This is a genomic window from Pseudomonas sp. SMV71, from assembly GCF_052042015.1.
Lineage (GTDB): Bacteria > Pseudomonadota > Gammaproteobacteria > Pseudomonadales > Pseudomonadaceae > Aquipseudomonas.
In genome coordinates this window covers 1-21,185 of record NZ_JBKGGU010000040.1, presented here as the reverse complement: position 1 = coordinate 21,185, position 21,185 = coordinate 1, and the positions used below count along the sequence as shown (strand labels likewise).

Below are 21,185 nucleotides of genomic sequence, written 5' to 3'. Positions count from 1 at the left end.
CAGCGGGAGCAAGCTCCCTCGCCACAGGGTTTGCTCCCACCGAGGGGTACCTAATTCAGCCAGTGCTTACGCACCCTTGGCCGACGGCAGTTTCGATACCAGGCGCAGCGACACGGTCAGCCCTTCGAGCTGGTAGTGCGGGCGCAGGTAGAACTTGGAGTTGTAGTACCCCGGGTTGCCTTCGACTTCCTCGACGATCACTTCGGCCGCTGCCAGTGGGTGCTGGGCCTTGGTGGTTTCGGTGGAGTGCGCCGGGTCGCCGTCGACGTAGTTGAGGATCCAGTCCTGCAACCAGCGCTGCATCTCGTCCTTCTCTTTGAAGGAACCGATCTTGTCGCGCACGATGCACTTCAAGTAGTGGGCGAAACGGCACGTGGCGAACAGGTATGGCAGGCGCGCAGCCAGGTTGGCGTTGGCGGTGGCGTCCGGGTCGTCGTACTCGGCCGGTTTCTGCAGCGACTGGGCGCCAATGAACGCAGCGAAGTCGGTGTTCTTCTTGTGCAGCAGCGGCATGAAACCGTTCTTCGCCAGTTCCGCTTCACGACGGTCCGAAATGGCGATCTCGGTCGGGCACTTCATGTCCACGCCACCGTCGTCGGTAGGGAACGTGTGGGCCGGCAGGTTTTCCACTTCGCCGCCGGACTCCACGCCGCGGATGCGCGAGCACCAGCCGAAGTGTTTGAACGAGCGGTTGATGTTCACCGCCATCGCGTAGGCCGCGTTGGCCCAGGTGTACTTGGAGCTGTCGGCGCCGTCGGTGTTTTCTTCGAAGGCGAAGGCTTCCACCGGATCGGTCTTGGCGCCGTACGGCAGGCGCGCCAGGAAGCGCGGCATGGTCAGGCCGATGTAGCGCGAGTCTTCCGATTCACGCAGCGAACGCCAGCCGGCGTATTCCGGGGTGGTGAAGATCTTGGTCAGGTCGCGTGGGTTCGACAGTTCCTGCCACGAGCCCATGCCCATCACGGTCGGCGATGCCGCAGAGATGAACGGAGCGTGCATGGCGGCGCAGACTTTCGACAGCTCGCCCAGCAGTTCCACGTCCGGTGGCGACTGGTCGAAGTAGTAGTCGCCCACCAGGCAGCCGTAAGGTTCGCCGCCGAACTGGCCGTATTCTTCTTCGTACATCTTCTTGAAGATCGGGCTCTGGTCCCACGCGGTGCCCTTGAATTTCTTCAGGGTCTTGTGCAGGTCGGTCTTGGAGATGTTGAGCACGCGGATCTTGAGTTGCTCATCGGTCTCGGTGTTGTTGACCAGGTAATGCAAACCACGCCATGCGCTTTCCAGCTGCTGGAACTCTGGATGGTGGATGATCTGGTTGACCTGGGCGGTGAGCTTGGCGTCGATGGCCGCGATGATCGATTCGATCGACTTGATGGCGTCGTTGGACACCAGGTCGGTCTGCGCCAGGGCCTGTTCGGCCAGCGTGCGCACGGCGGTCTCGACGGCTTCACGGGCGCGTTCGGTCTTGGGCTTGAACTCTTGCAGCAGCAGGGACGCGAACTCGCTGGTCTCTTCTGTCGCGCCCAGGTTCTGGACGCCTTCGCGGGCTGTGTTGTCGGTCATGTCATTGATCCTGTGCTGGCTTCGGCGCGCTGGCCAGGGCCTGCAACAGCGCTGGGTCCTTGATCGCCTTCATGATGATTTCTTCGGCACCGGTCTTGCCGTCCATGTAGGTCAGCAGGTTGGCCAACTGGGTGCGCGCTTCGAGCAATTTGTTCAGCGAGTCGACCTTGCGGGCCACGGCCGCCGGGCTGAAGTCGTCCATGCTTTCGAAGGTCAGGTCCAGGCTCAGGTTGCCTTCGCCGGTCAGTTCGTTGGGTACATGGAAGGCTACGCGCGGCTGCATGGCCTTGAGGCGCGAGTCGAAATTGTCGACGTCGATCTCGAGGAACTTGCGGTCGGCCACCGGTGCCAGAGGCTCGGCGGGCTTGCCGGCGAGGTCGGCCATCACCCCCATGACGAAGGGCAACTGGACCTTCTTCTCGGCGCCGTAGAGCTCGACGTCGTACTCGATCTGCACTCGAGGCGCGCGGTTGCGCGCGATGAATTTCTGAGAACTTTGCTTCGCCACGTTGCTGCTCCTGGTCGCTTGAGCGACGGTGTTGGCGTCATCCGGTGGTACCGGCGACGTGACTGCGTGATCCGTTCGCTTTTATTCGCTATCTGGGCCGCGCAGGTTTTCAAATTGACTCATGCCGTCGGGAATCAGGTTGCGCACGATGGCCGCGAAGTCGGCGTGCACCAGATTCTTGGCCCGGTTCAACAGCACCGGCAGCGGGCTGGAGGGCTCATGACGGGTGTAGTAAGCGAGAATCCGGTCCAGGCTGCGCAGCACGTCGTCGCGGTTGTTGATTTCGCCGCTGACGCCGCTCGCGCTGGTCGCGCGCGGCGTGCTCGGTGCGCTGGAAGGTTCAGCGGTCGCTGTGCTGTCGTCGCTGACGGGCTCGGACAGATCACTGTCGCCGCTCTGTGGGGCGAACTGGCCGAGAATCTGCAAGGCCATCTTCAGCGGCTGCTTCAGTGGGCCGAGGTCCACGCCCTGGGCGGAACCGACCTGGTCGCTGACCTGTTGCTCGATGGCTTCGGCCGCGCTGCGGGCTTCCAGCAGCGCCGCCCGGGTGACTTCCAACTGCTCGGGGTCGCAGTCGCGCAAGGCACCGGCGAGCTGTTCGGCACCCAGGCTTTCATCGGCGAAGCTCTGCAGGCCGCTGGCATTGGCGGCGGCGCGCAGGCTGACGGCGCCGAAAGTCCGGGAGCGGGCCAGGATGCTTTCGCGCAGCAGGCGAATGGTGGTGTCGGACGTCAGGCCGGCGAGGGCATTGATGCGCACCGTGGGGTCGTTGTCGTCATCGGCGTCCAGGCGCGGATGCAGGTCGGCCCAATACTGCTTGAGCAGTTCGCTGATCAAGGTCAGGGAGCTGGCCAGGCCGGGAATGCCTTCCAGGGCCAGGGTGCTTTGCAGCAGGAAATGGGTAATGCGCAGGTCTTTGCTGCGTTGCAACAAGTCCAGGCTCTGTTGCCGGATGCTGCGCCACTCGGGCGGTTCGGCCGGCAGGATAGAGTCGCCCATGCTGCGCTCGGGTTGGCCCTTGGAGTCGCGCTCCAGGCGCAGGAAATCCGCGTCATATTCCAGGTCTTCACCGCACGGCGAAGTCGCGGAAACGGCGGCGAGCAGCAACGGCACATCCACTTGGATCGATCTCCCTATCGCCCACTGAAAAATTCGGGCAGTGCATACACAAGTTTCGGATGAAACTTCGCATGTTTCCTGAAGGTAGTGGCCCTATAGATGCTGGATGATCTTAAAGTGCCATCATTTATATTCAAGAAGTTGTGCATTTTTGGTGTAGTACTTATCGCTTGTCAAGGTAAGCTATTTCGCCTCTGTTACAGTTGTGAGGCGCTTAACAACCCTCGCGACTGACAGGTCGAAGACGGCACGGAAGCAGGCTTTTTGTCATGCAGGCCGGGTAATATCAGCCATCATGCTGGCAAAACGCCGTTTCCAGCGTGAGCGCCGGGGCAAATTCACTAGAATCACCGTGTGTGCGATCAGCAAAGAAGTGTTCAGCAAGGAGGCGAGATGCCGCTGTGTTTGACTATCACTAGTTATCACAAGATCACCCCGGGTCAGTGTTCAGAAAAGTCCATGGACCAGGGCGTGATGGCAATTGGCCGTAATTCCGATAACGATTGGGTATTGCCGGATCCCGAGCGCCTGGTTTCCGGCCAACATTGCGTTATTCAATATAAGGATGGTCGCTATTACCTGACCGATAACAGCACCAATGGTGTGGAATTGGTCAAGGCCGGCATTCGCCTGCGCAAGGGTAACAGTGAGCCGTTGCAAGACGGCGAAGTGATCCGCATCGGCGATTACGAGATCCAGGCGCGTGTCGATTTCAGCCTGCCGGCTAGCGACAGCAACCCGTTCGCCGATTCGTCCAGCAGCTTCGAGGCCCTGATGGGGCGCCAGGCCGCTGCCACGAGTACGCCGGTGTCGATGCCCGTGCCGTCGCCGGCACAATTCCAGGGTGTGTCGGCCATGGACACCATGCCCGACCTGTTCGATTTCCTCACCCCGCCCAGCGTCCCGCCTGCGACCCAGCCCGACCATGTGCCGGCCCAGCAGCACGATTTCCGTCCGCCGACACCGATCCCGCGTCCCAGCCCACCGCCAGTGATCGAGCCGGTGGCCGTCAACACCGCCTCGGTGATCCCGGAAGATTGGGACCTGCTCAGCGATAAGCCCGCGCCAGTGGCGATCCCGCCGGTGCCCGTTGCGCCGCTGCCGGTAGCGCCGCCCCCGGTGATCGAGCCGATCCCGACCCCCGTGCCGCCGATGCCGGTGGCTGAAGTCAGCCCGCCGAGCGAACCCGCGCCGGTATCTGTTGCGCCAGTCACCCGCGCCGAGGCTCCGGCGGCTTCGTTCGACGCCGCGCAACCCGACCTGCTGCAGGCGTTTCTGCGCGGTGCCGGTCTGGATCAGTTGCGCCTGGACAAAGCCCAGGCCGAAGCGCAAATGGAGAACATCGGGCGCAGCTACCGATTGATGGTCGAGGGCCTTATCGACGTGTTGCGCGCCCGCGCCAGCCTCAAGGGTGAGTTCCGCATCCAGCAGACCATGATCCAGCCGGTGGAAAACAACCCGCTCAAATTCGCCCCGAATGTCGACGAGGCCCTGCTGTTGCTGCTGCGTCACGGCAACCAGGCGTTCATGGCGCCGGATGCGGCGGTGCGTGACAGTTTCGATGACCTGCGCGCTCACCAACTGGCGGTCATGGCCGGTGTGGAAGCGGCCATCAAGCATCTGCTGGCACGCTTCGAGCCGGCGCAACTGGAAGAGCGCATGGGCAAGCCCGGCGGGCTGTCGAGCATTTTCAACGGCTCGCGACAGGCCCAGTACTGGCAGCAGTTCACCGAGCTCTACAGCAACATTTCCCGGGAAGCCCAGGAGGATTTCCAGGACCTGTTCGGCCGTGAATTCAGCCGCGCCTACGAAGAACACAGCACCCGACAGCGACGCCGCTGAGCGTCGTTGTACATAACCCGAACAAGCCAAACAACGGATAGCTCAAACGTCATTGAGGACGCAGGATGATTCACAGGTTTTTACTCGCAGTTGCCACCGCGCTTCTGTTGACGGCGTGCGCCAAGGATGCGGCCACATCGCAGCCCGAAGAGGCTGAGGCCGACACTGCCGCCGTCGAGCTGCACTTCCACGCCATTGCCGGACTGAACCCCGGTGCGACCGGCCAGCCGGCCCCGGTCCGGGTGCGCATTTTCGAATTGAAGAACGCCGCTACCTTCGGCCGCTCCGACTATTTCGCCCTGGCCGAACGCGCCCAGGCGACGCTCGGCCCCGACCTGATCGATCAGGACGAAGTGCTGATCCAGCCCGGCCAGCAACTGAGCCTGCAACGCGACCTCGATCCCTCGACGCGTCATATCGGCATCCTGGTGGGTTACCGCGAACTGGACCAGTCGCTGTGGCGCACGGTGCTCAACGTACCGGCACGCCAATACACCGAATACCAGATCAGCCTCGACGTGCGCGCCGTGCGCAGCGACGTCGTCGGCGCCCCATCCAGCCCTGCCCAATAAGCAATCGGAGCCCCCATGTCCTGGAACAATCGTGTGGTCTGGTCGGAAGGCATGTTCATTGGAACGCAGCACTTCCAGCAGCATGACCGTTACCTGGAAAACCTCATCGACGCCCGCAGTCGCCCGCTGTCGGCTGGCGCCTGGGGTTTTTCCGAATTGCAGATCGACCAGGGCCTGCTGGCCCAGGGCAAGCTGGCGATCATTTCGGCGCGGGGCCTGCTGCCGGATGGCACGCCGTTCAATATTCCTCATGATGACTTGGCGCCGACCCCGCTGAACGTCGATGACAACCTGCGCGACGGCCTGGTGTACCTGGCCTTGCCGCTCAAGCGTGCCGGCGCCCGTGACACCGTGGACGAAGGCGAGCCCCTGGGCGCTGCGCGCTACGTGAGCCAGGTCAGCGAAGTGCGCGACGACAACGCACCGTTTGAGAATCGTGCGCCGGTGGCCTTGGGCTCGCGGGCACTGCGTTTGTTGACCGCCCAGGATGGCATCGGCGACTACGCCGCCATCGGCGTGGTGCGGATCAAGGAAAAGCGCGCCGACCGCGCTCTGGTGCTGGACGACACCTACATCCCGCCGGTGCTGGATGTGGTCGCTTCCAAGCCGCTGGCGGCGTTCCGCAGTGAATTGCTCGGCCTGCTCCACCAGCGCGGCGAAGCCCTCGCCGGGCGGGTGGTGGCGTCGGGTGCCGGTGGCGCTTCGGAGATTGCCGATTTCATGCTGCTGCAACTGGTCAACCGCGCCCAGCCGCTGATCCAGCACCTGAGCCAGTTGAGCCCGCTGCACCCCGAGCGCTTCTACAGCGAACTGGTGGCCTTGGCCGGGGAGTTCTCGACCTTCACCGCATCCGGCCGACGACCGCAGGAATTCCCGCAATATCAGCACGATGACCTGGCGCTGAGCTACGCGCCGGTGATGCAGGCCCTGCGCGAAGCCTTGTCGATGCTGATCGACAGCAAGGCCACGCCGATCCCGATTGTCGAGAAAGCCTACGGCATCCATGTGGCGATGCTGGCGGACAAGACGCTGCTCGACAGTGCCAGTTTCATCCTGGTGGTGCGCGCCGATGTCCCTGCCGAAACCCTGCGCGGGCGCTTTGGCCAGCAGAGCAAGGTCGGCTCGGTGGAGCACATTCGCGACCTGGTCAACCTGCAACTGCCGGGCATCGGCCTGCTGCCATTGCCAGTGGCGCCACGGCAACTGCCGTACCACGCTGGCTCCACTTATTACGAGCTGGACCGCGGCAGCGACCATTGGCAACAACTGAGCAACTCCGGTGGTTTTGCCTTCCACATCGCCGGCCAGTTCCCAGGGCTGAACCTGGCGTTCTGGGCGATCCGAGGATAAAGCGCGATGAGCAACGACGATCGTACCCAGTTCATGCCAACGCCCGGCGGCCGTGGCGCGGACCCGTTCCGCCCCGATTCCGGTCGCCCGCAACCGGCGCCTGCGGCCGCGCCATTGTCGATGCCGGCTGCACCGGTGCTGACCGGCAAGGCCCAGGGCCTCAATCCGCTGGAGAGCGCCGCCGGCCCGCTGCTGGCTTTGCTGACGCGTTTGCGCAGCACCATTTCCCACCCGGCTCCGGCCAGCCTGCGGGCGCAACTGCTGGCTTACCTGCGCCAGTTCGAAGAGCGCGCCGAGGCCGCCGGCGTGGTACGCAATGACGTGCTGCTGGCCCGCTACGCCTTGTGCACCGCCTTGGATGAAGCGGTGTTGAGCACCCCGTGGGGCGGCACCAGCGACTGGGGCAAGCAGAGTCTGTTGATCACTGTGCACAACGAAGCCTGGGGTGGCGAAAAGGTTTTCCAGTTGCTGGAGCACTGCCTGCAAAGCCCACGCGAACGCTTGTATCTGCTGGAGCTGTTGTACCTGTGCATGTGCCTGGGTTTCGAAGGGCGCTACCGGGTGATGAACGACGGCCGCAGCCAATTGGAAGCCTTGCGTGAGCGCACCAGTGCGGTGATCCGCAGCGCCCGTGGCGACTACGAGCGCGAGCTGTCGCCGCACTGGCGCGGGGTCACCGTGGCCCGCGACCGGTTGGCGCAATTCATGCCGCCGTGGATCGCCGTGGCCATTGGCGTGGCATTGCTGCTGGCGCTGCTGTTCGGCCTGCGGATGAAACTGGCGTCCGACGCCGAGCCGGTGTTCAAGAACATCCATGCCCTGGGAGAAATTCCGGTCCAAGCCATCGACCGTCCCGTGGTCCAGCCCAAGGTCATCGAGCGGCCACGCCTGGCCGGGTTCCTGGCCGATGAAATCAAGGCCGGACGGATCGCCGTGGAAGACGCCGTCGACCGTTCCGTGGTGACGATCCGTGGCGATGAACTGTTCGCCTCGGGCAGCGCCAGCATCAAGGACGATTTCCAACCGCTGATGCTGCGCATCGCCGACGCGGTGCGCAAGGTCAAGGGTCAGGTACTGGTGACCGGGCACAGTGACAATCGCCCGATCGCCACCCTCAGGTTTCCGTCCAACTGGGCCTTGTCCGAAGCCCGCGCCCGGTCGGTGCTGGAGATTCTTTCGGCCAAGACCGGCCAGCCCGAACGCTTCAGTGCCGAGGGCCGCAGCGATACCGAGCCGTTGGCCTCGAACGCCACGACAGAAGGCCGTGCGCGCAATCGTCGGGTTGAAATCACAGTGTTGGCGGAGGGGGTCGAGTGAAGGCGTTTTTCAGTTTTATGATCCGCTGGGTCATCCCGTTGCTGGGCCTGATCGCCCTGAGCCTGATCATCTGGTTCGTCGGCCCGCTGCTGGACTGGCTGGTGCCCGAAGGCCGTCGCTGGGCGTTGATCGTCCTGGTGTTCGCGGTGTGGATCGCCTACCGGGTGTTTCGCATCATCCAGGCCCGCCGGCAGGCCGCCGAAGTCATGCGCAGCCTGGCCGAGCAGACCCCGCCCGACCCCACCAGCATTGCTACTGCCGAAGAACTCGAAACCCTGCGCCAGCGCATGGACGAGGCCCTGGCGCTGCTCAAGAAGGCCAAGCTGGGCGGTGACGAGCGTCGCAACCTCTACGAGCTGCCGTGGTACGTGATCATCGGCCCGCCGGGTTCGGGCAAGACCACCGCGCTGGTGAATTCCGGGCTGCACTTCCCGCTGGCCGCGCAACTGGGCGCCGGTGCAGTGCGCGGCGTCGGCGGTACGCGTAACTGCGATTGGTGGTTCACCGATCAGGCGGTACTGCTCGATACCGCCGGCCGCTACACCACCCAGGACAGCGACGCGACTGTCGACAAGGCCGCGTGGCTGGGCTTCCTCGGCCTGCTGAAAAAACAACGGGCGCGGCGCCCGATTGACGGCGCGTTCATCGCCATCAGCCTGTCCGATCTGCTGCTGGGCAGCGATGCCGAGCGCGCCGCCCATGCCGCAGCGATCCGTCTGCGGATCCAGGAGTTGTACACCCAGCTGGGCGTGCGCTTCCCGGTGTACCTGATGCTGACCAAGCTCGACCTGGTGCCGGGGTTCATGGAGTACTTCGACACCCTGAGCAAAGAAGAACGCGCCCAGGTATGGGGCATGACCTTCGCCCTGGACGACGGCAAGAGCAACGACAGCCCACTGGCGCACCTGCAAAGCGAATTTGCTGGCCTCGAGCAGCGGCTCAACGAGCGTCTGGTGGAGCGCTTGCAGCAGGAACGCGACCCGGCGCGGCGCGACCTGATCTATGGTTTCCCACAGCAATTCGGCGCCTTGAAGGACTGCCTGCAAAGCTTCCTTGAAGGTGTGTTCAAGCCCAATGCCTTCGAAGAGCGTGTGCTGTTGCGCGGCGTGTACTTCACCAGCGGCACCCAGGAAGGCAGCCCGATCGACCGCTTGATCGGAGCGATGGCCCAGAGCATGAACCTGGACCGTCAGCACCTGGCGCGCCAGACCGGCACCGGGCGCAGCTATTTCATCGAAAAACTGTTCACCGCCGTGGCCTTCGCCGAGCGTGGATTGGTGGGCGTAGACCCGAAAGTCGAGCGCCGGCGCAAGTGGATCGCCCGTGGTGTGCTGGCCTCAACCGTAGTGCTCGTGCTGGTGGTCGGCTCGTTGTGGTGGGTCAGCTACCGCGCCAATCAGGCCTATATTGCCCAGGTCGACCAGAAGGTCGCGCCCCTGGGTCAGGCCGTGCAGAACCTCAGCCCGGCACAACGTGACGTGCTCGCGGTGTTGCCGCTGCTCAATGCCGTCAAGCATCTGGCCGACGATGCGCCGAGCTGGGCCGAAGGCCTGGGCCTGTATCAGGGCGACATGCTCGAAGCCGAGTCCGGCAGCGTCTATCGCAAGCTGCTGATCGCAGTTTTCGCGCCACGCCTGCTGACGCGCATCGAAGAGCAGCTGCACGGCGGCGGCAATTCGGATTTCCTTTACGAAGGCCTGAAGGCGTACCTGATGCTCGCCGACAACGAGCACTACGACCCTGATTTCATCAAGGCCTGGATCGCCCTGGACTGGGATCGTAGCCTGCCGCGAGACTTGCCGGCCGAGCAGCGCCTGGCCCTGAGCGAGCATTTGCAGGCGCTGTTCGAGCGCCGCCCACCGAACGCCCGCCTGGACCCACGGCTGATCGAAGACCTGCGCCGGCAACTGCAACAACTGCCCGTGGCCCAGCGCGTCTACGATCGGATCAAGCGCCAGAAACTGCCCGAGGGCATTCCGGACTTCCGCATCAACGAAGCCGCCGGGCGAGACGCCGCGCTGGTGTTCAGTCGCAAGAGCGGCAAGCCGCTGGGCGAACCCTTGAGCGGGCTCTTCACCGTCAAGGGCTACCGTCAGGGCTTCTTGCTCACCAGCCTGAGCCAGACCGGGACCCTGGCCGAAGAGCAGTGGGTGCTGGGCTTCGAGCAGGCCGACCAGCAGAACGTCGCCAGCCTCGCTGCCGATGTGCGCCGACTGTATTTCCAGGACTACCAGCGCCAGTGGGACGCCTTGCTCGCGGATATCGACTTCGTGCCGATCACCAGCGTGGCCCAGGCTGCCGACGTGCTGCGGGTGATTTCCGGACCGACCTCGCCGTTGAAAAAACTGCTGGTGGCCGTGGCGAAAGAAACCGACCTGCAACAGGACGAACGCCTGCTGGCCGCCCAAGGCGTGCCGGCGGAAGGCGGGGTGGACAAGCTCAAGGAGCGCCTGGGCAGCTTGCTCGGCCAGGAACAGGCGACGCAAAACGCGCCGGCCCAGAGCGATGATCCGATCACGGCGCACTTCGCCGAGCTCAACAGCATTGTCAACAAAAACGAAGGTGAACCGGCAGCCATCGACGGCCTGCTGGCGGACATGAATGCCCTGTATGTGCAGGTCAGCGCCATGGTCGGTGCCAGTGGCGATGCGCTGCTCGGCGAGGCGAAGAATCAGGCTACGGCCGCCGCGACCCGGGTCAGCCTCAATGCCGAACGCCAGCCGCCGCTGGTCCAGGGCCTGGTCAAGTCGGTGGTCAACTCCACCACCAACACCATGATGGGCGGGGTGCGCAATCAACTGAACGCCGCCTGGACCAGCGAAGTGGTGAACATTTATCGCCAGTCCCTGGCCGGGCGCTACCCGATGTCGCCGGGCAGTGCGCGGGACGCGACCCTGGATGACTTCGGTCAGTTCTTCGGGGTCGGCGGGGTGATGGACAATTACTTCCGCAAGTACCTGCAGCCCTACGTCGACACTTCCACGCCGACCTGGCGCTGGCAGCCGGGCGCGGCACAGAAGCTCGGCATCGCCCCCGGCGTGTTGCAGACCTTCCAGCGCGCAGCGGCCATTCGCGATGCGTTTTTCCGTTCCGGCGGCACCCAGCCGATGGTGCGGTTCGAGCTCAAGCCAGTGGCGATGGATTCGACCATCACCCAGTTCCTTCTGGACCTGGACGGCCAGCAATTGAGCTACGACCACGGCCCGAGCCGGCCGACCGCCATGCAGTGGCCGAACCCGGGCAGCATCGGCGTGGTGCGGATCTCGATCATGCCGCCGTCCTCCAGTGGCCGTTCCGGCATCACCTTGGACGGGCCCTGGGCCTGGTTCCGCTTGCTGGAACAATCGGACCTGACCGCCGGCAACTCGCCGGACCGCTTCAACCTGCGCTTGCGGGTCGATAACGCCAGTGCCTCTTACGAATTGCGGGCCAACAGCGCCTTCAACCCGTTCAAGAGCCGGGTGCTCAGCGGCTTCAGCCTGCCGGAGCGGCTATGAGTACGCCGGGCTTCTATGGAAAGTTGGCCAGCCGTGGAGACTTTGTCAGCCGTGGCTTGCCTCAGAGCTTCATCGCGCCGTGGGATTCCTGGCTGGCGGCGGGTCTGCTCGCCAGCCAGACCAGCCTCGGCGAGCGGTGGCTGGACGCTTATCTGGTCAGCCCGCTGTGGCGCTTTCTGGTCGCGCCCGGCGTGTGCGGGCCGGATGCGGCGGTGGGGGTGGTGATGCCGAGTATCGATCGGGTTGGTCGCTATTTCCCGTTGACCGTGGCGCTGCTGCTGGAGCCCGACGCGGACCCGGCATCGGTGGTCGGCGGTGCGGACGATTGGTTCGAGCGGGTCGAGAATCTGCTGTTGAGCACCTTGAGCGTCGAGGCCAGTTTCGAAACGTTCAACACGGAGTTGGAGAGCCTGGGCGGCCCGCACTATCGGCCACGCGCCCCCGGCGGGCGCTTCGCCGGCCTGCATCGCTTCGAGGCCACCGACCCGCAGGCGCGCATGAGCGCGCTCGCCGAGTCGGCCTGTGAAGGCGCCAGTCTGTGGTGGGGCCAGGGTTCGGAGCGCATCGCGCCCGGTTTGATGCGGTGCCAGGGCCTGCCGGCCGCCGCTGATTTTGCGCAATTTTTGCTCGGCCAAGAGGGTGTTGTGTAGATGCGTCCAAGTGCCGGAAAAGCATTCAAGTCTGCAAGCAAGAGCCATGTCGGCATGGTCCGCCAGGTCAACGAAGACGCCTGCCTGGACCTGCCGGAAAACGGCCTGTGGGTGGTCGCCGATGGCATGGGCGGGCACGCCGCGGGTGATTACGTCAGCAGCCTGATCGTCGATAGCCTGCGCAACATTGCCGTAGGGCGGTCGCTGGACGAATACGTCGCGGCGCTGCAAACCGACCTGTTGCGGGTCAACGCCGCCGTGCGCGAAGAAACCGCCAACCGTGGCGTGACCATGATGGGCAGCACCGTGGTGGTGCTGGCGACCCGTGACTTGCGCGGCATGTGTCTGTGGGCCGGTGACAGCCGCTTGTATCGCCTGCGCGACGGGGTGCTGGAAAGCATCTCCCGCGATCACAGCTATGTGCAGGATCTACAGGACAGCGGCTTGCTCAGCGAAGCCGAAGCGCGGGTGCATCCACGGGCCAACATCGTCACCCGGGCCATCGGCGTCGAGGCCCAGTTGAACCTGGCCTTGGTCGAGCTGCTGCTGGTGCCAGGCGACAGTTACCTGTTGTGCAGCGACGGGTTGAACAAGACCGTCGAAGATGAAGAGATCCGCGAAGTGCTGAGCCACGACGAGCCCGGCGAAATCGCCAGCAGCCTGGTGTCCCTGGGCCTGATGCGCGGTGCGCCGGACAACATCACCGTGGTGGTCGTGAAGGTGCCGTCATGAAGTCCGCCATGAACATCCAGATCCCCGGCTACGACATTGAAGGGGAGATCGGCGAGGGCGCGATGGCGAGCGTCTACCTGGCGACCCAGCGTTCGCTGGAGCGCAAGGTTGCGCTCAAGGTCATGGCCGCCGCGCTGGCCGCCGACCCGACGTTCTGCGAGCGCTTCTTGCGCGAGGGCAAGACCCTGGCGCGCCTGTCGCACCCGCACACGGTCACCATCCATGACATCGGCAACGTCGGTGAGCTGTATTACATGGCCATGGAGTACCTGCCCAACGGCACGCTCAAGGAGCGCATCGCCGCCGGCCTGTCGCCGGAGCAGGGCCTGGTCTACATCCGCCAGATCGCCTCGGCGCTGGGCTATGCCCATGGCCTGGGCCTGGTGCACCGCGACGTGAAGCCGGCCAACATCCTGTTCCGCGCCGACGGCACGGCGGTGTTGTCGGACTTCGGCATCGCCAAGTCCCTGGACGACCGCACCCAGTTCACCCAGGCCGGTTTCGCCGTGGGCACCCCCAGCTACATGAGCCCGGAACAGGCGCGCGGCCAGGACATCGACGGCCGCGCCGACCTGTACGCCTTGGGCGTGGTGCTCTACGAAATCCTCGTGGGCGAACTGCCGTATACCGGCAACGATGCGCTGTCCACAGCCCTGGCCCACCTGACCGAGCCGCTGCCGGAATTGCCGGTGCACCACGGACGTTTCCAGGAGGTGTTGCGCAAGTTGCTGGCGAAGGACCCGGCGGAACGCTTCCCGGATGCCGCCGCGTTGCTGCGGGCGCTGGATAACCTGCCGACGGATTCCGCCGAGGCGACCCTGATCCGTCCGCTGCCCTTGCCGGTATCGAGCAAACCGGCGAGCGATGACCTGGCCGGTTTGACGCCGATGTCCATCGACATCCCGAGTGGCCCCGCGCAGCCGACGCCGCCGCCAAAACCGCCGGCGCCGAGCGTCAGACCGATCCCTCAATCCAGTGTCTCGGAACAGCGCAAGGGCCCGGTGTTCGCCCTGGCTGCCGTCGCGGTGGCCGTAGCGCTGGCATTGGGTGGTGCGGGTTACTGGTGGTTGTCGGGGAATGACGGCGACACCAAGAAGCCGCCGGTGACCTCGACCGCGTCGTCCAGCAAGCCGCCGGTCAAGGCACCTGAAACGCCTCCGGCAAAGAATCCCGAAGCGCCGCCGGTCAAACCGCCGGTAACGCCCCCGGTGAATCCGCCAGACACCGCCCAGGCGGATGGCGGCCAGCGCCCACTGTTGATGGCCGGCAAGAAAACCCTGTTCCAACGGGTGCTCACCAAGCCGGGCGCGACCCTGGCCGACGAACCGGGCGCTGCGCCCGGCAAGGCGCTGCCGGCGTTTTCCGTGCTGTACGTGTACCAGCGCAAAGACGTCAACGGCAGCCCGTGGGTACGCGTCGGCGCCGCCACGGATGGACGCAGCGACGGCTGGTTGCCGGCCGCCCAGGTCAGCGACTGGAAGCAAAGCCTGGTGCTCAAGTTCACCGAACGCTCGGGCCGTGCGCCGGTGATGTTCCTGCGTCAGCCGGGCGAGGTGGAGAAGCTGCTGGCGAATCCTGCCAACGCCAGGAATGTCCTGCTCAAGGCGCAGCAAAGTCCGACGGACAACCAGCAGGTGCTGGCCCTGGAGCCGGCCGCCAGTGCGGTGCCGCAGAACCAGTTCTACCTGTTGCCGATCTTCGATTCCCGCGAGAGCTTCGATGACAACGGCCAACCGGTGCAGTTGCTCAACGTGGCGTCCATCGACCCCGGCAATGCGCCCAAGGCCACGGGCAACACACCGATCACCAGCGCCAATGCCGACGCGTTCCGCACCGCCGTGGTGTTGGTAGTGGACACCACGGTATCCATGCAGCCCTACATCGATCAGGTTCGCGATGTGGTCCACGAACTGCAAAGCCGCATCGCCGAGCGCGGCGAGCTGGACAGCGTCAGCTTCGGCCTGGTGGGCTTTCGCAGCAGCATCAAGAAAACCCCGGGCCTGGAATACGTCGCCAAAACGCTGATTACCCTGGAGCAGGGCCGCGACCCGCAGCGCTTCCTGGAAATGGCGCGGCAGGTCAAGGCCTCCACGGTGTCGAGCCATTCGTTCAATGAAGATGCCTTCGCCGGTGTGATGGAAGCGGTGCAGGGCATGGACTGGTCCGGCTATGGCGGGCGCTTGATCCTGTTGGTCACCGATGCGGGGGCCTTGCGCAAGAACGACCCGTTCGCCGCGACCCAGATGAACGAGGCTGAAGTGCGTCAGGCCGCGCTGGGCAAGCAGATCAAGATCTACGCCTTGCACCTGCTCAGCGACGCCGGCAAGAAAACCCACGCCGGTGCCCAGAGCCAGTACCGCACCCTGACCGCCGACGCCAACCCGCAGATCGGCGACCTGTACATTCCGGTGCCGGGCGCCGATGTGCATAAGCTCGGAGAGCGGGTCGATGAGATCGGTTCAGTGTTCGCCGACCTGGTGCATCAGGTGCGCAGCAACAAGCCGCAAAGCGTGCCGCTGTTAAGCGCGGCGCCGAGCCTGACCGACAAATCCACCGCAGTCGGTTATGCGATGCACATGGACTTCCTGGGGCGCAAGACCGCCAGCCAGGCGCCGCAACTGGTCAGTGCCTGGACCGCCGACCGCGACCTGACCAACCCGGCACTGCCGGCGTTCCAGGTTTGCGTGATGCTGACCAAGCTGCAACTCAACGACTTGCAGCAATCGTTGAAACTGATCGTCGACGCGGCCCGCAAGACCCAGAGCTCGCCCAAGGATTTCTTCCAGGAAATCGCCAGCGCCAGTGCCTACATGAGCCGCGACCCGTCGGCGTTGCGCAAGGGCGGCAACCTCGCCGACGGCGGGATTCTCGGCGAATACCTGGAAGGGCTGCCGTACCGCAGCAAGTCGCTGAACATGACCCAGGACTTGTGGCTGTCCTTGAGCGTGGCCGAGCAGGAAGATTTCATCGATGAGCTGGAGTCGAAGATCCGCCTCTACGAAACCTTCCACAACGACCTGGCGAACTGGGTGCGTTTCGGCGATGCCGAGCCGGGCGACGCCCTGTACCGCGTTCCGTTGTCGACGCTGCCGTGATGCTGAACATGAACGCCGTGCACAAGAGCCGGGGCGCCGGCAGTCAGCGCTACAGCCTGGTGATTCCCCGGCTGCAACTGCGTGCCGGTGAACAACTGGCGGTGGTCGGCCCCAGCGGTTGCGGCAAGAGCACGCTGCTCGATCTGCTGGCGCTGGTGCTGGCGCCGGATCAGGCCGGGCAGTTCGATTTCACGCCGGCCAACACGCCGCTGGACATCGCCGGATTGTGGCGGGCTTCGCAGCAAGGCACCTTGGCCGAGCTACGCAGCCGGCACCTGGGTTATGTGCTGCAAACCGGCGGCCTGCTGGGTTTCCTGGATGTGCGCGGCAACATCGAATTGTCGCGCAAGCTGTTGGGTTTGAAGGATGACGACAGCGTGACGCGCCTGGCCGGGCAGTTGGACATTGCCGATCAGTTGGACAAGAAACCGGCGGACTTGTCCGTCGGCCAGCGACAGCGGGTCAGTTGCGCCCGAGCCTTGGCCCATGGCCCGCGGCTGTTGCTGGCGGATGAACCGACGGCGGCCCTCGACCCGCTGAACGCCGAACGCGTCATGCAGTTGCTGGTGACCCAGGCCCGGGAGCACCGCGTGTGTTGCGTCGTTGCCACCCACGACGAAGCGCTGGCCCGCGCCAGCGGCTTGCAGGTGCGGCGCATCCATTGCCGACGCGATCACGACGGCGGCGTCACCGCCACCCTCGGGGAGGCCTGCTGATGCGCAGCTCCCTGGTGGCCTCGCTGGCCTGGCAGGACTACCGCAACGATGCATGGCTGTCGGCCTGTTCGGTGCTGGCGTTGGTGGCCGTGGTCGCGCCGCTGCTGGTGCTGTTCGGCCTGAAATTCGGCCTGGTCACCAGCTTGACCGAGCGTCTGCAGAGCGACCCTGCCACCCGGGAGATCATCCCGTTGGGCGGCGGTCGTTTCAGCGCCGCGCTCATCGAACAACTGGGCCAGCGCAACGATGTGGCGTTTGCCTTGCCGCGTACCCGGCAGATCGCGGCGACCGCCGACTTGAGCGGCGACGCTGCAGCCGTCACGGTGGAAATGATCCCTACGGCGGTCAACGATCCGCTGCTCGATCATCTGCCGCTGCCCCAGGGCCTGGACCAGGTGGTGCTCAGCCAGACCGCCGCCGAAAAGCTCGGCGCCAAGACCGGCGATTGGCTGACGGCCAGTTTCGGCCGGCAAGTGGCCGGGCGTAGCGAGGCCCAGCGCACCCGGGTCCGGGTGTTGCACGTCCTACCGTTGGAAGCCTTCGCCCGAGACGGCCTGTTCGCACCCCTGGCCTTGCTGGAAGCCGCCGAGGATTACCGCGACGGGCGCGCAGTGCCGGCGTTGAACTGGCCGGGCGATGCGGTGGGTGCGGCCGAGCAACGGGTGTATCCGGCGTTTCGGCTGTATGCGCGCAGCCTTGGCGATGTCGAGCCGCTGCGGCAGTATTTCGCGGCACAGAATCTGTTGGTGTCGACCCAGGCCCAGACCATCGCACAAGTGCAATCGTTGAGCCGCAACCTGTCGATCGTGTTCTGGATCATCGCCGGGCTGGCCTTGACCGGGGCGTTCGCGGCGATTTTTGCCGGCGCCCTGGCGGCGGTCGAGCGCAAGCGTCGGGAATTGTCGGTGTTGCGCCTGCTGGGGGTTTCCACGGCGGCGCTGTTGCTGTTCGTGGTGTTGCAGGCGCTCTACAGCGCCACCCTTGCGGCCCTGTTGAGTGCCGGGCTGTACGGCCTGGCGCAGTCGGGCCTGAACTCATTATTTGCGCAGATGCCCGGCGAGTACGCCAGCCATCTGCTGTTGCGTCACTACGTGCTGGCCCTGGTGGCCGTGCTCGGCGTCAGCGCCGTGGCGGCGGCCTGTGGCGGCTGGCGGGTGGCGCGCATCCAGGCCTCTGAAGGAATCCGCGATGTATAAGTTATTGGGCGCCGCCGTGGCGCTGAGCCTGGCCAGTCTGGCGGCTCTGAGCAATATAGCGAGTGCGGATGAAGGCACTGACAAACTGGACAACCCCAAGCCGTTGCCCGATGACGTCAGCCTGCCGCTGCCGTGCGAAGGGCAGATGGTATTCCGTTACGTCTACATCCTCGCCCAGGGCACCCTGGACGACCGCGAGATCAGCCTCGGCTACCCGTTCAGCGAGGGCGAGGCCGGTTATCAACAGTCGTTCATTTCCGGCTACCGGCGCGACTTCATCAACGGGCAATTCACCCTCAAGGATTTGCCCAAGGACTGGAGCCAGACCATCAGCCCGCTGATGCCCAAGACCGACGCCAAGACCCCACTCAAGCCGATGCTGTACTTCATCGGCAAGTACGAAGTCACCGCGCGCCAGTACGCCCAGGTCATGGCCCAGGCGCAGTCGCTCGCCAGCGGCGAACCCGCACCGGCCTGCGGGGGCCTGCTGGCCGAGCTGCCCCAAGGCATGGCCGGGCGGCTGCCGAAAGTGAAGCTGTCCAAGTTCGAGGCCGAGCGCTTCTCGGCGGTGTACAGCGCCTGGTTGATGAAATACCACAAGGACCTGCTGCCGGTGAGCGGTCGCGGCACGTCCGCCGAAGACGGCGGCTTGGGCTTCGTGCGCTTGCCGACGGAAGTCGAATGGGAATTCGCCGCCCGGGGAGGGCAGGCCGTGAGCCGGCAGGATCTGGAAGGCCGGTTGTTTCCCCGGCGCCTGGAAGGCAGTGAAAGTGACGGACCGCTGGCCGACTGGGCAGTGTTCAACCAGGTCGCCGGCGGCACCGGGCAGGCGGCGCGGCTGATGCCCATCGGCACTAAATTGCCCAACCCTATCGGCTTGTTCGACGTGGTGGGTAACGCCGCCGAAATGGTCCAGGAGTCCTTCCAACTGGTGCACGCCGGTCGGCGCCAGGGCGCCTATGGCGGCTTCGTGGTCAAGGGCGGCAACTACCTGGAAGGCGAGGGCACGCTGTTCACCGGCATGCGTCGCGAGTATCCATTGTTCGCCGCCGACGGCACCGAGCAAAGTAACGAAACCACCGGCTTCCGGGTGGCGGTCGGGGCGTTGTCGGCACCGCGCTCGCGTTACAAGGAACTGTTTGCCCAGTGGCAGAAGGAAGGGCGCCTGGCGTCGTTGACCGACGCCATTGACGACGCCGAGGACCCGACCAAACGCCTGGACAGCATCATCGCCGCCAGCGCCGACCCACGCTTGCAAGCCGAGCTGGGGCTGGTGAACGAAGAGCTCAAGCGCAACGTCTCGTTGATCGCCCAGCAGCGCGAGGAAGCGGCCGGCAACCTGATCCAGTCTTCGGCCCTGGTGGCCGAGACCGTCAACAACTACAACATCCGCCTGACCAATCTGCAGCGCAGTCATCAGGCGGCCGTGGACGCCAAGGACGAGGCCAGCGCCACGCTGTTCGCCACGGCCATCGACAACGGCCGAAGTGCGTTGGACGGCGCCGTGGCGATCTATATCGACAACCTGGCGACCGGCACGCGCTACACCGATGCCGTGATCCAGGCGCAGTTTCAACGCATCAAGGAGGAGTTGGAGCGCAAGCCGGTACTGGGCAAGAGCCTAGTGGCACGCGCCACGTTATTCGTTCGTCATGTCGGGGATTATCGTCAGCAAAAACGAGCCGACCCGGCGGCGATATTGAAGGAATTGCTCGCATCGGGCGCTCAGAGGTCTTGAGCGCTCGTTGTCAGCGAGCTTGGAAGGGACTCAGGCGGCGATGGGGCCGCGCTGAGCTGGTCAAAAACTTAAAACGAGAACACAACTATGCTTTTCTCCCGTAAACCTTTTGCTTCGGTTTCCAAGCGTAACTTGCTGCTGGTCGCTGTCGGCTTCAGCACCGTCCTGACTGGCTGCGCCACATCGCCGACGTCCAAGGTCGCGTCCAGCACCAAGGTCGAGTACTACCCTAACTGCTACGAGCCGGTGCAGCACCTGCGTGCCACCGAGGGCAACATGACCCAGTCGGTCGTCACCGGTGCCGCCGTCGGTGCTGTCGGTGGTGCGCTGCTGGGTGCCTTGACCGCCGACAAGGAAGACCGTGGCCGCAACGCCGCCATCGGTGCCGCGGGCGGCGCCCTGGCCGGTGGTGCAGTGGGGTACTACAACGAGCGCCAGAAGCAGATCGCCGATGACAACCAGCGCATCGCCTCCTACGCCGCCGACGTCAACAAGCGCGTGGGCGACATCGACCGCAGCACCGCCTACGCCAAGGCTTCCCAGCAGTGCTATCAGAGCGCGTTCACCAAACTGGTCGCCGACCGCAAGGCCAAGACTGTCAACGACACCGAAGGCCGCAAGCGCCTGGCCGAAATCGTCGCCGGCCTGAAAGAGTCCAACGACCTGATCGTTGCGGTCAACGGCAAAGCGTCCGAAGACCTGAACAACTACACCCAGGCTTACGAAAAAGACCTGCAACAAGTGGGCGTGCAGCGTAACGACGTGGTGACCGTGGCCACCGCGGACACCACGCCTGTCGTGGCGCCGGCTACCAAGAACAAGAAAGCGGTGAAACCGGCGAAAAAACCGGTATTGCCAACTGTGCCCAAAGAAGCGGTCACCACCGAGAAAACCCTGCAGACCGCCAAGGTCAAGCAGAATGAAAGCAAGCAGGTCGCCAGTGCCGGCACCAGCCAGGTCAACAGCATGTGCAAAAACCCGGACTTGGGCGACTGGGCACCGGTTCCTTGCCCGAATGTTTGATTGAGTGGTTGCTGCTGATCATTTGATCACGGCATAAACCCTGTGGGAGCGAGCCTGCTCGCGATGGCGTCGGTTCAGTTGGCTTCAATGTCGACTGATCCTGCGTTATCGCGAGCGGGCTCGCGATGGCGGTCTGATTGTTGGTCGCGGTTTTGTTGACCGAGTACATATCCATTGCTGCGGTCATGGCGGCTGGCGGTTTCGCCCTGACGGCGACTTACTTTCTTTCAGACGCCAAAGAAAGTAAGCAAAGAACGCTTGGGGTAC

Annotated in this window: 15 protein-coding genes; 12 read left to right on the top strand and 3 right to left on the bottom strand. The window is 64.5% G+C overall.

The genetic code is table 11. The annotated features are described in order from the left end of the window. Window positions 1-66: 66 nt before the first annotated feature. The 3 genes from tssC to tssA form a co-directional block, all read right to left on the bottom strand. Window positions 67-1,563 (bottom strand): type VI secretion system contractile sheath large subunit, encoded by a 1,497-nt coding sequence (gene tssC, locus ACLEJQ_RS25350; protein ID WP_440799728.1) that lies wholly within the window; start codon window positions 1,561-1,563, stop codon window positions 67-69. Window position 1,564: 1 nt separating this feature from the next. Then, window positions 1,565-2,071, bottom strand: coding sequence for a type VI secretion system contractile sheath small subunit (tssB, locus tag ACLEJQ_RS25345; protein WP_003177230.1), 507 nt, complete (start codon window positions 2,069-2,071; stop codon window positions 1,565-1,567). An 81-nt stretch (window positions 2,072-2,152) separates the two neighbouring features. Next, on the bottom strand, window positions 2,153-3,190 hold the full coding sequence (gene tssA / locus ACLEJQ_RS25340) for a type VI secretion system protein TssA (RefSeq protein ID WP_440799725.1): 1,038 nt from the start codon (window positions 3,188-3,190) through the stop codon (window positions 2,153-2,155). Window positions 3,191-3,583: 393 nt separating this feature from the next. On the opposite strand from tssA, the gene tagH reads away from it, so the two are divergent. The 12 genes from tagH (at window position 3,584) to tagQ (ending at window position 20,918) form a co-directional block, all read left to right on the top strand. Next, window positions 3,584-5,032: a type VI secretion system-associated FHA domain protein TagH gene (tagH, locus tag ACLEJQ_RS25335; protein ID WP_440799722.1), complete on the top strand. Its 1,449-nt coding sequence runs from the start codon at window positions 3,584-3,586 to the stop codon at window positions 5,030-5,032. A 65-nt stretch (window positions 5,033-5,097) separates the two neighbouring features. Next, the gene (tssJ, locus tag ACLEJQ_RS25330) at window positions 5,098-5,604 is read left to right on the top strand and encodes a type VI secretion system lipoprotein TssJ (protein ID WP_440799719.1); all 507 of its coding nucleotides are present in this window, start codon (window positions 5,098-5,100) and stop codon (window positions 5,602-5,604) included. A 15-nt stretch (window positions 5,605-5,619) separates the two neighbouring features. Next, complete coding sequence (gene tssK / locus ACLEJQ_RS25325; RefSeq protein WP_440799716.1) at window positions 5,620-6,954, top strand: type VI secretion system baseplate subunit TssK; 1,335 nt, start codon at window positions 5,620-5,622, stop codon at window positions 6,952-6,954. Between the two features lie 6 nt (window positions 6,955-6,960). Next, window positions 6,961-8,271 carry a DotU family type VI secretion system protein gene (locus ACLEJQ_RS25320; protein ID WP_440799713.1) on the top strand — a complete coding sequence of 437 codons (1,311 nt, stop codon included), beginning with the start codon at window positions 6,961-6,963 and terminating at the stop codon, window positions 8,269-8,271. After that, complete coding sequence (tssM, locus tag ACLEJQ_RS25315) at window positions 8,268-11,768, top strand: type VI secretion system membrane subunit TssM (RefSeq protein WP_440799710.1); 3,501 nt, start codon at window positions 8,268-8,270, stop codon at window positions 11,766-11,768. Before ACLEJQ_RS25320 ends, tssM begins: the two co-directional genes overlap by 4 nt. Next, window positions 11,765-12,418 (top strand): type VI secretion system-associated protein TagF, encoded by a 654-nt coding sequence (tagF, locus tag ACLEJQ_RS25310; protein WP_440799706.1) that lies wholly within the window; start codon window positions 11,765-11,767, stop codon window positions 12,416-12,418. Before tssM ends, tagF begins: the two co-directional genes overlap by 4 nt. Next, entirely contained in the window at window positions 12,419-13,150 is a 732-nt protein-coding gene (locus ACLEJQ_RS25305) for a PP2C family protein-serine/threonine phosphatase (RefSeq protein WP_440799703.1), read from the top strand. Window positions 13,151-13,158: 8 nt separating this feature from the next. Beyond that, entirely contained in the window at window positions 13,159-16,245 is a 3,087-nt protein-coding gene (locus ACLEJQ_RS25300; protein WP_440799731.1) for a serine/threonine-protein kinase, read from the top strand. After that, window positions 16,245-16,961 (top strand): ABC transporter ATP-binding protein, encoded by a 717-nt coding sequence (locus ACLEJQ_RS25295; RefSeq protein ID WP_440799700.1) that lies wholly within the window; start codon window positions 16,245-16,247, stop codon window positions 16,959-16,961. Before ACLEJQ_RS25300 ends, ACLEJQ_RS25295 begins: the two co-directional genes overlap by 1 nt. Then, window positions 16,961-18,157: an ABC transporter permease gene (locus ACLEJQ_RS25290; RefSeq protein ID WP_440799697.1), complete on the top strand. Its 1,197-nt coding sequence runs from the start codon at window positions 16,961-16,963 to the stop codon at window positions 18,155-18,157. Before ACLEJQ_RS25295 ends, ACLEJQ_RS25290 begins: the two co-directional genes overlap by 1 nt. Then, window positions 18,150-19,895 carry a formylglycine-generating enzyme family protein gene (locus tag ACLEJQ_RS25285; RefSeq protein ID WP_440799694.1) on the top strand — a complete coding sequence of 582 codons (1,746 nt, stop codon included), beginning with the start codon at window positions 18,150-18,152 and terminating at the stop codon, window positions 19,893-19,895. Before ACLEJQ_RS25290 ends, ACLEJQ_RS25285 begins: the two co-directional genes overlap by 8 nt. 87 nt (window positions 19,896-19,982) lie before the next feature. Next, window positions 19,983-20,918, top strand: a complete 936-nt coding sequence (gene tagQ / locus ACLEJQ_RS25280) for a type VI secretion system-associated lipoprotein TagQ (protein WP_440799691.1) — start codon at window positions 19,983-19,985, stop codon at window positions 20,916-20,918. The last annotated feature ends 267 nt before the right edge of the window (window positions 20,919-21,185 follow it).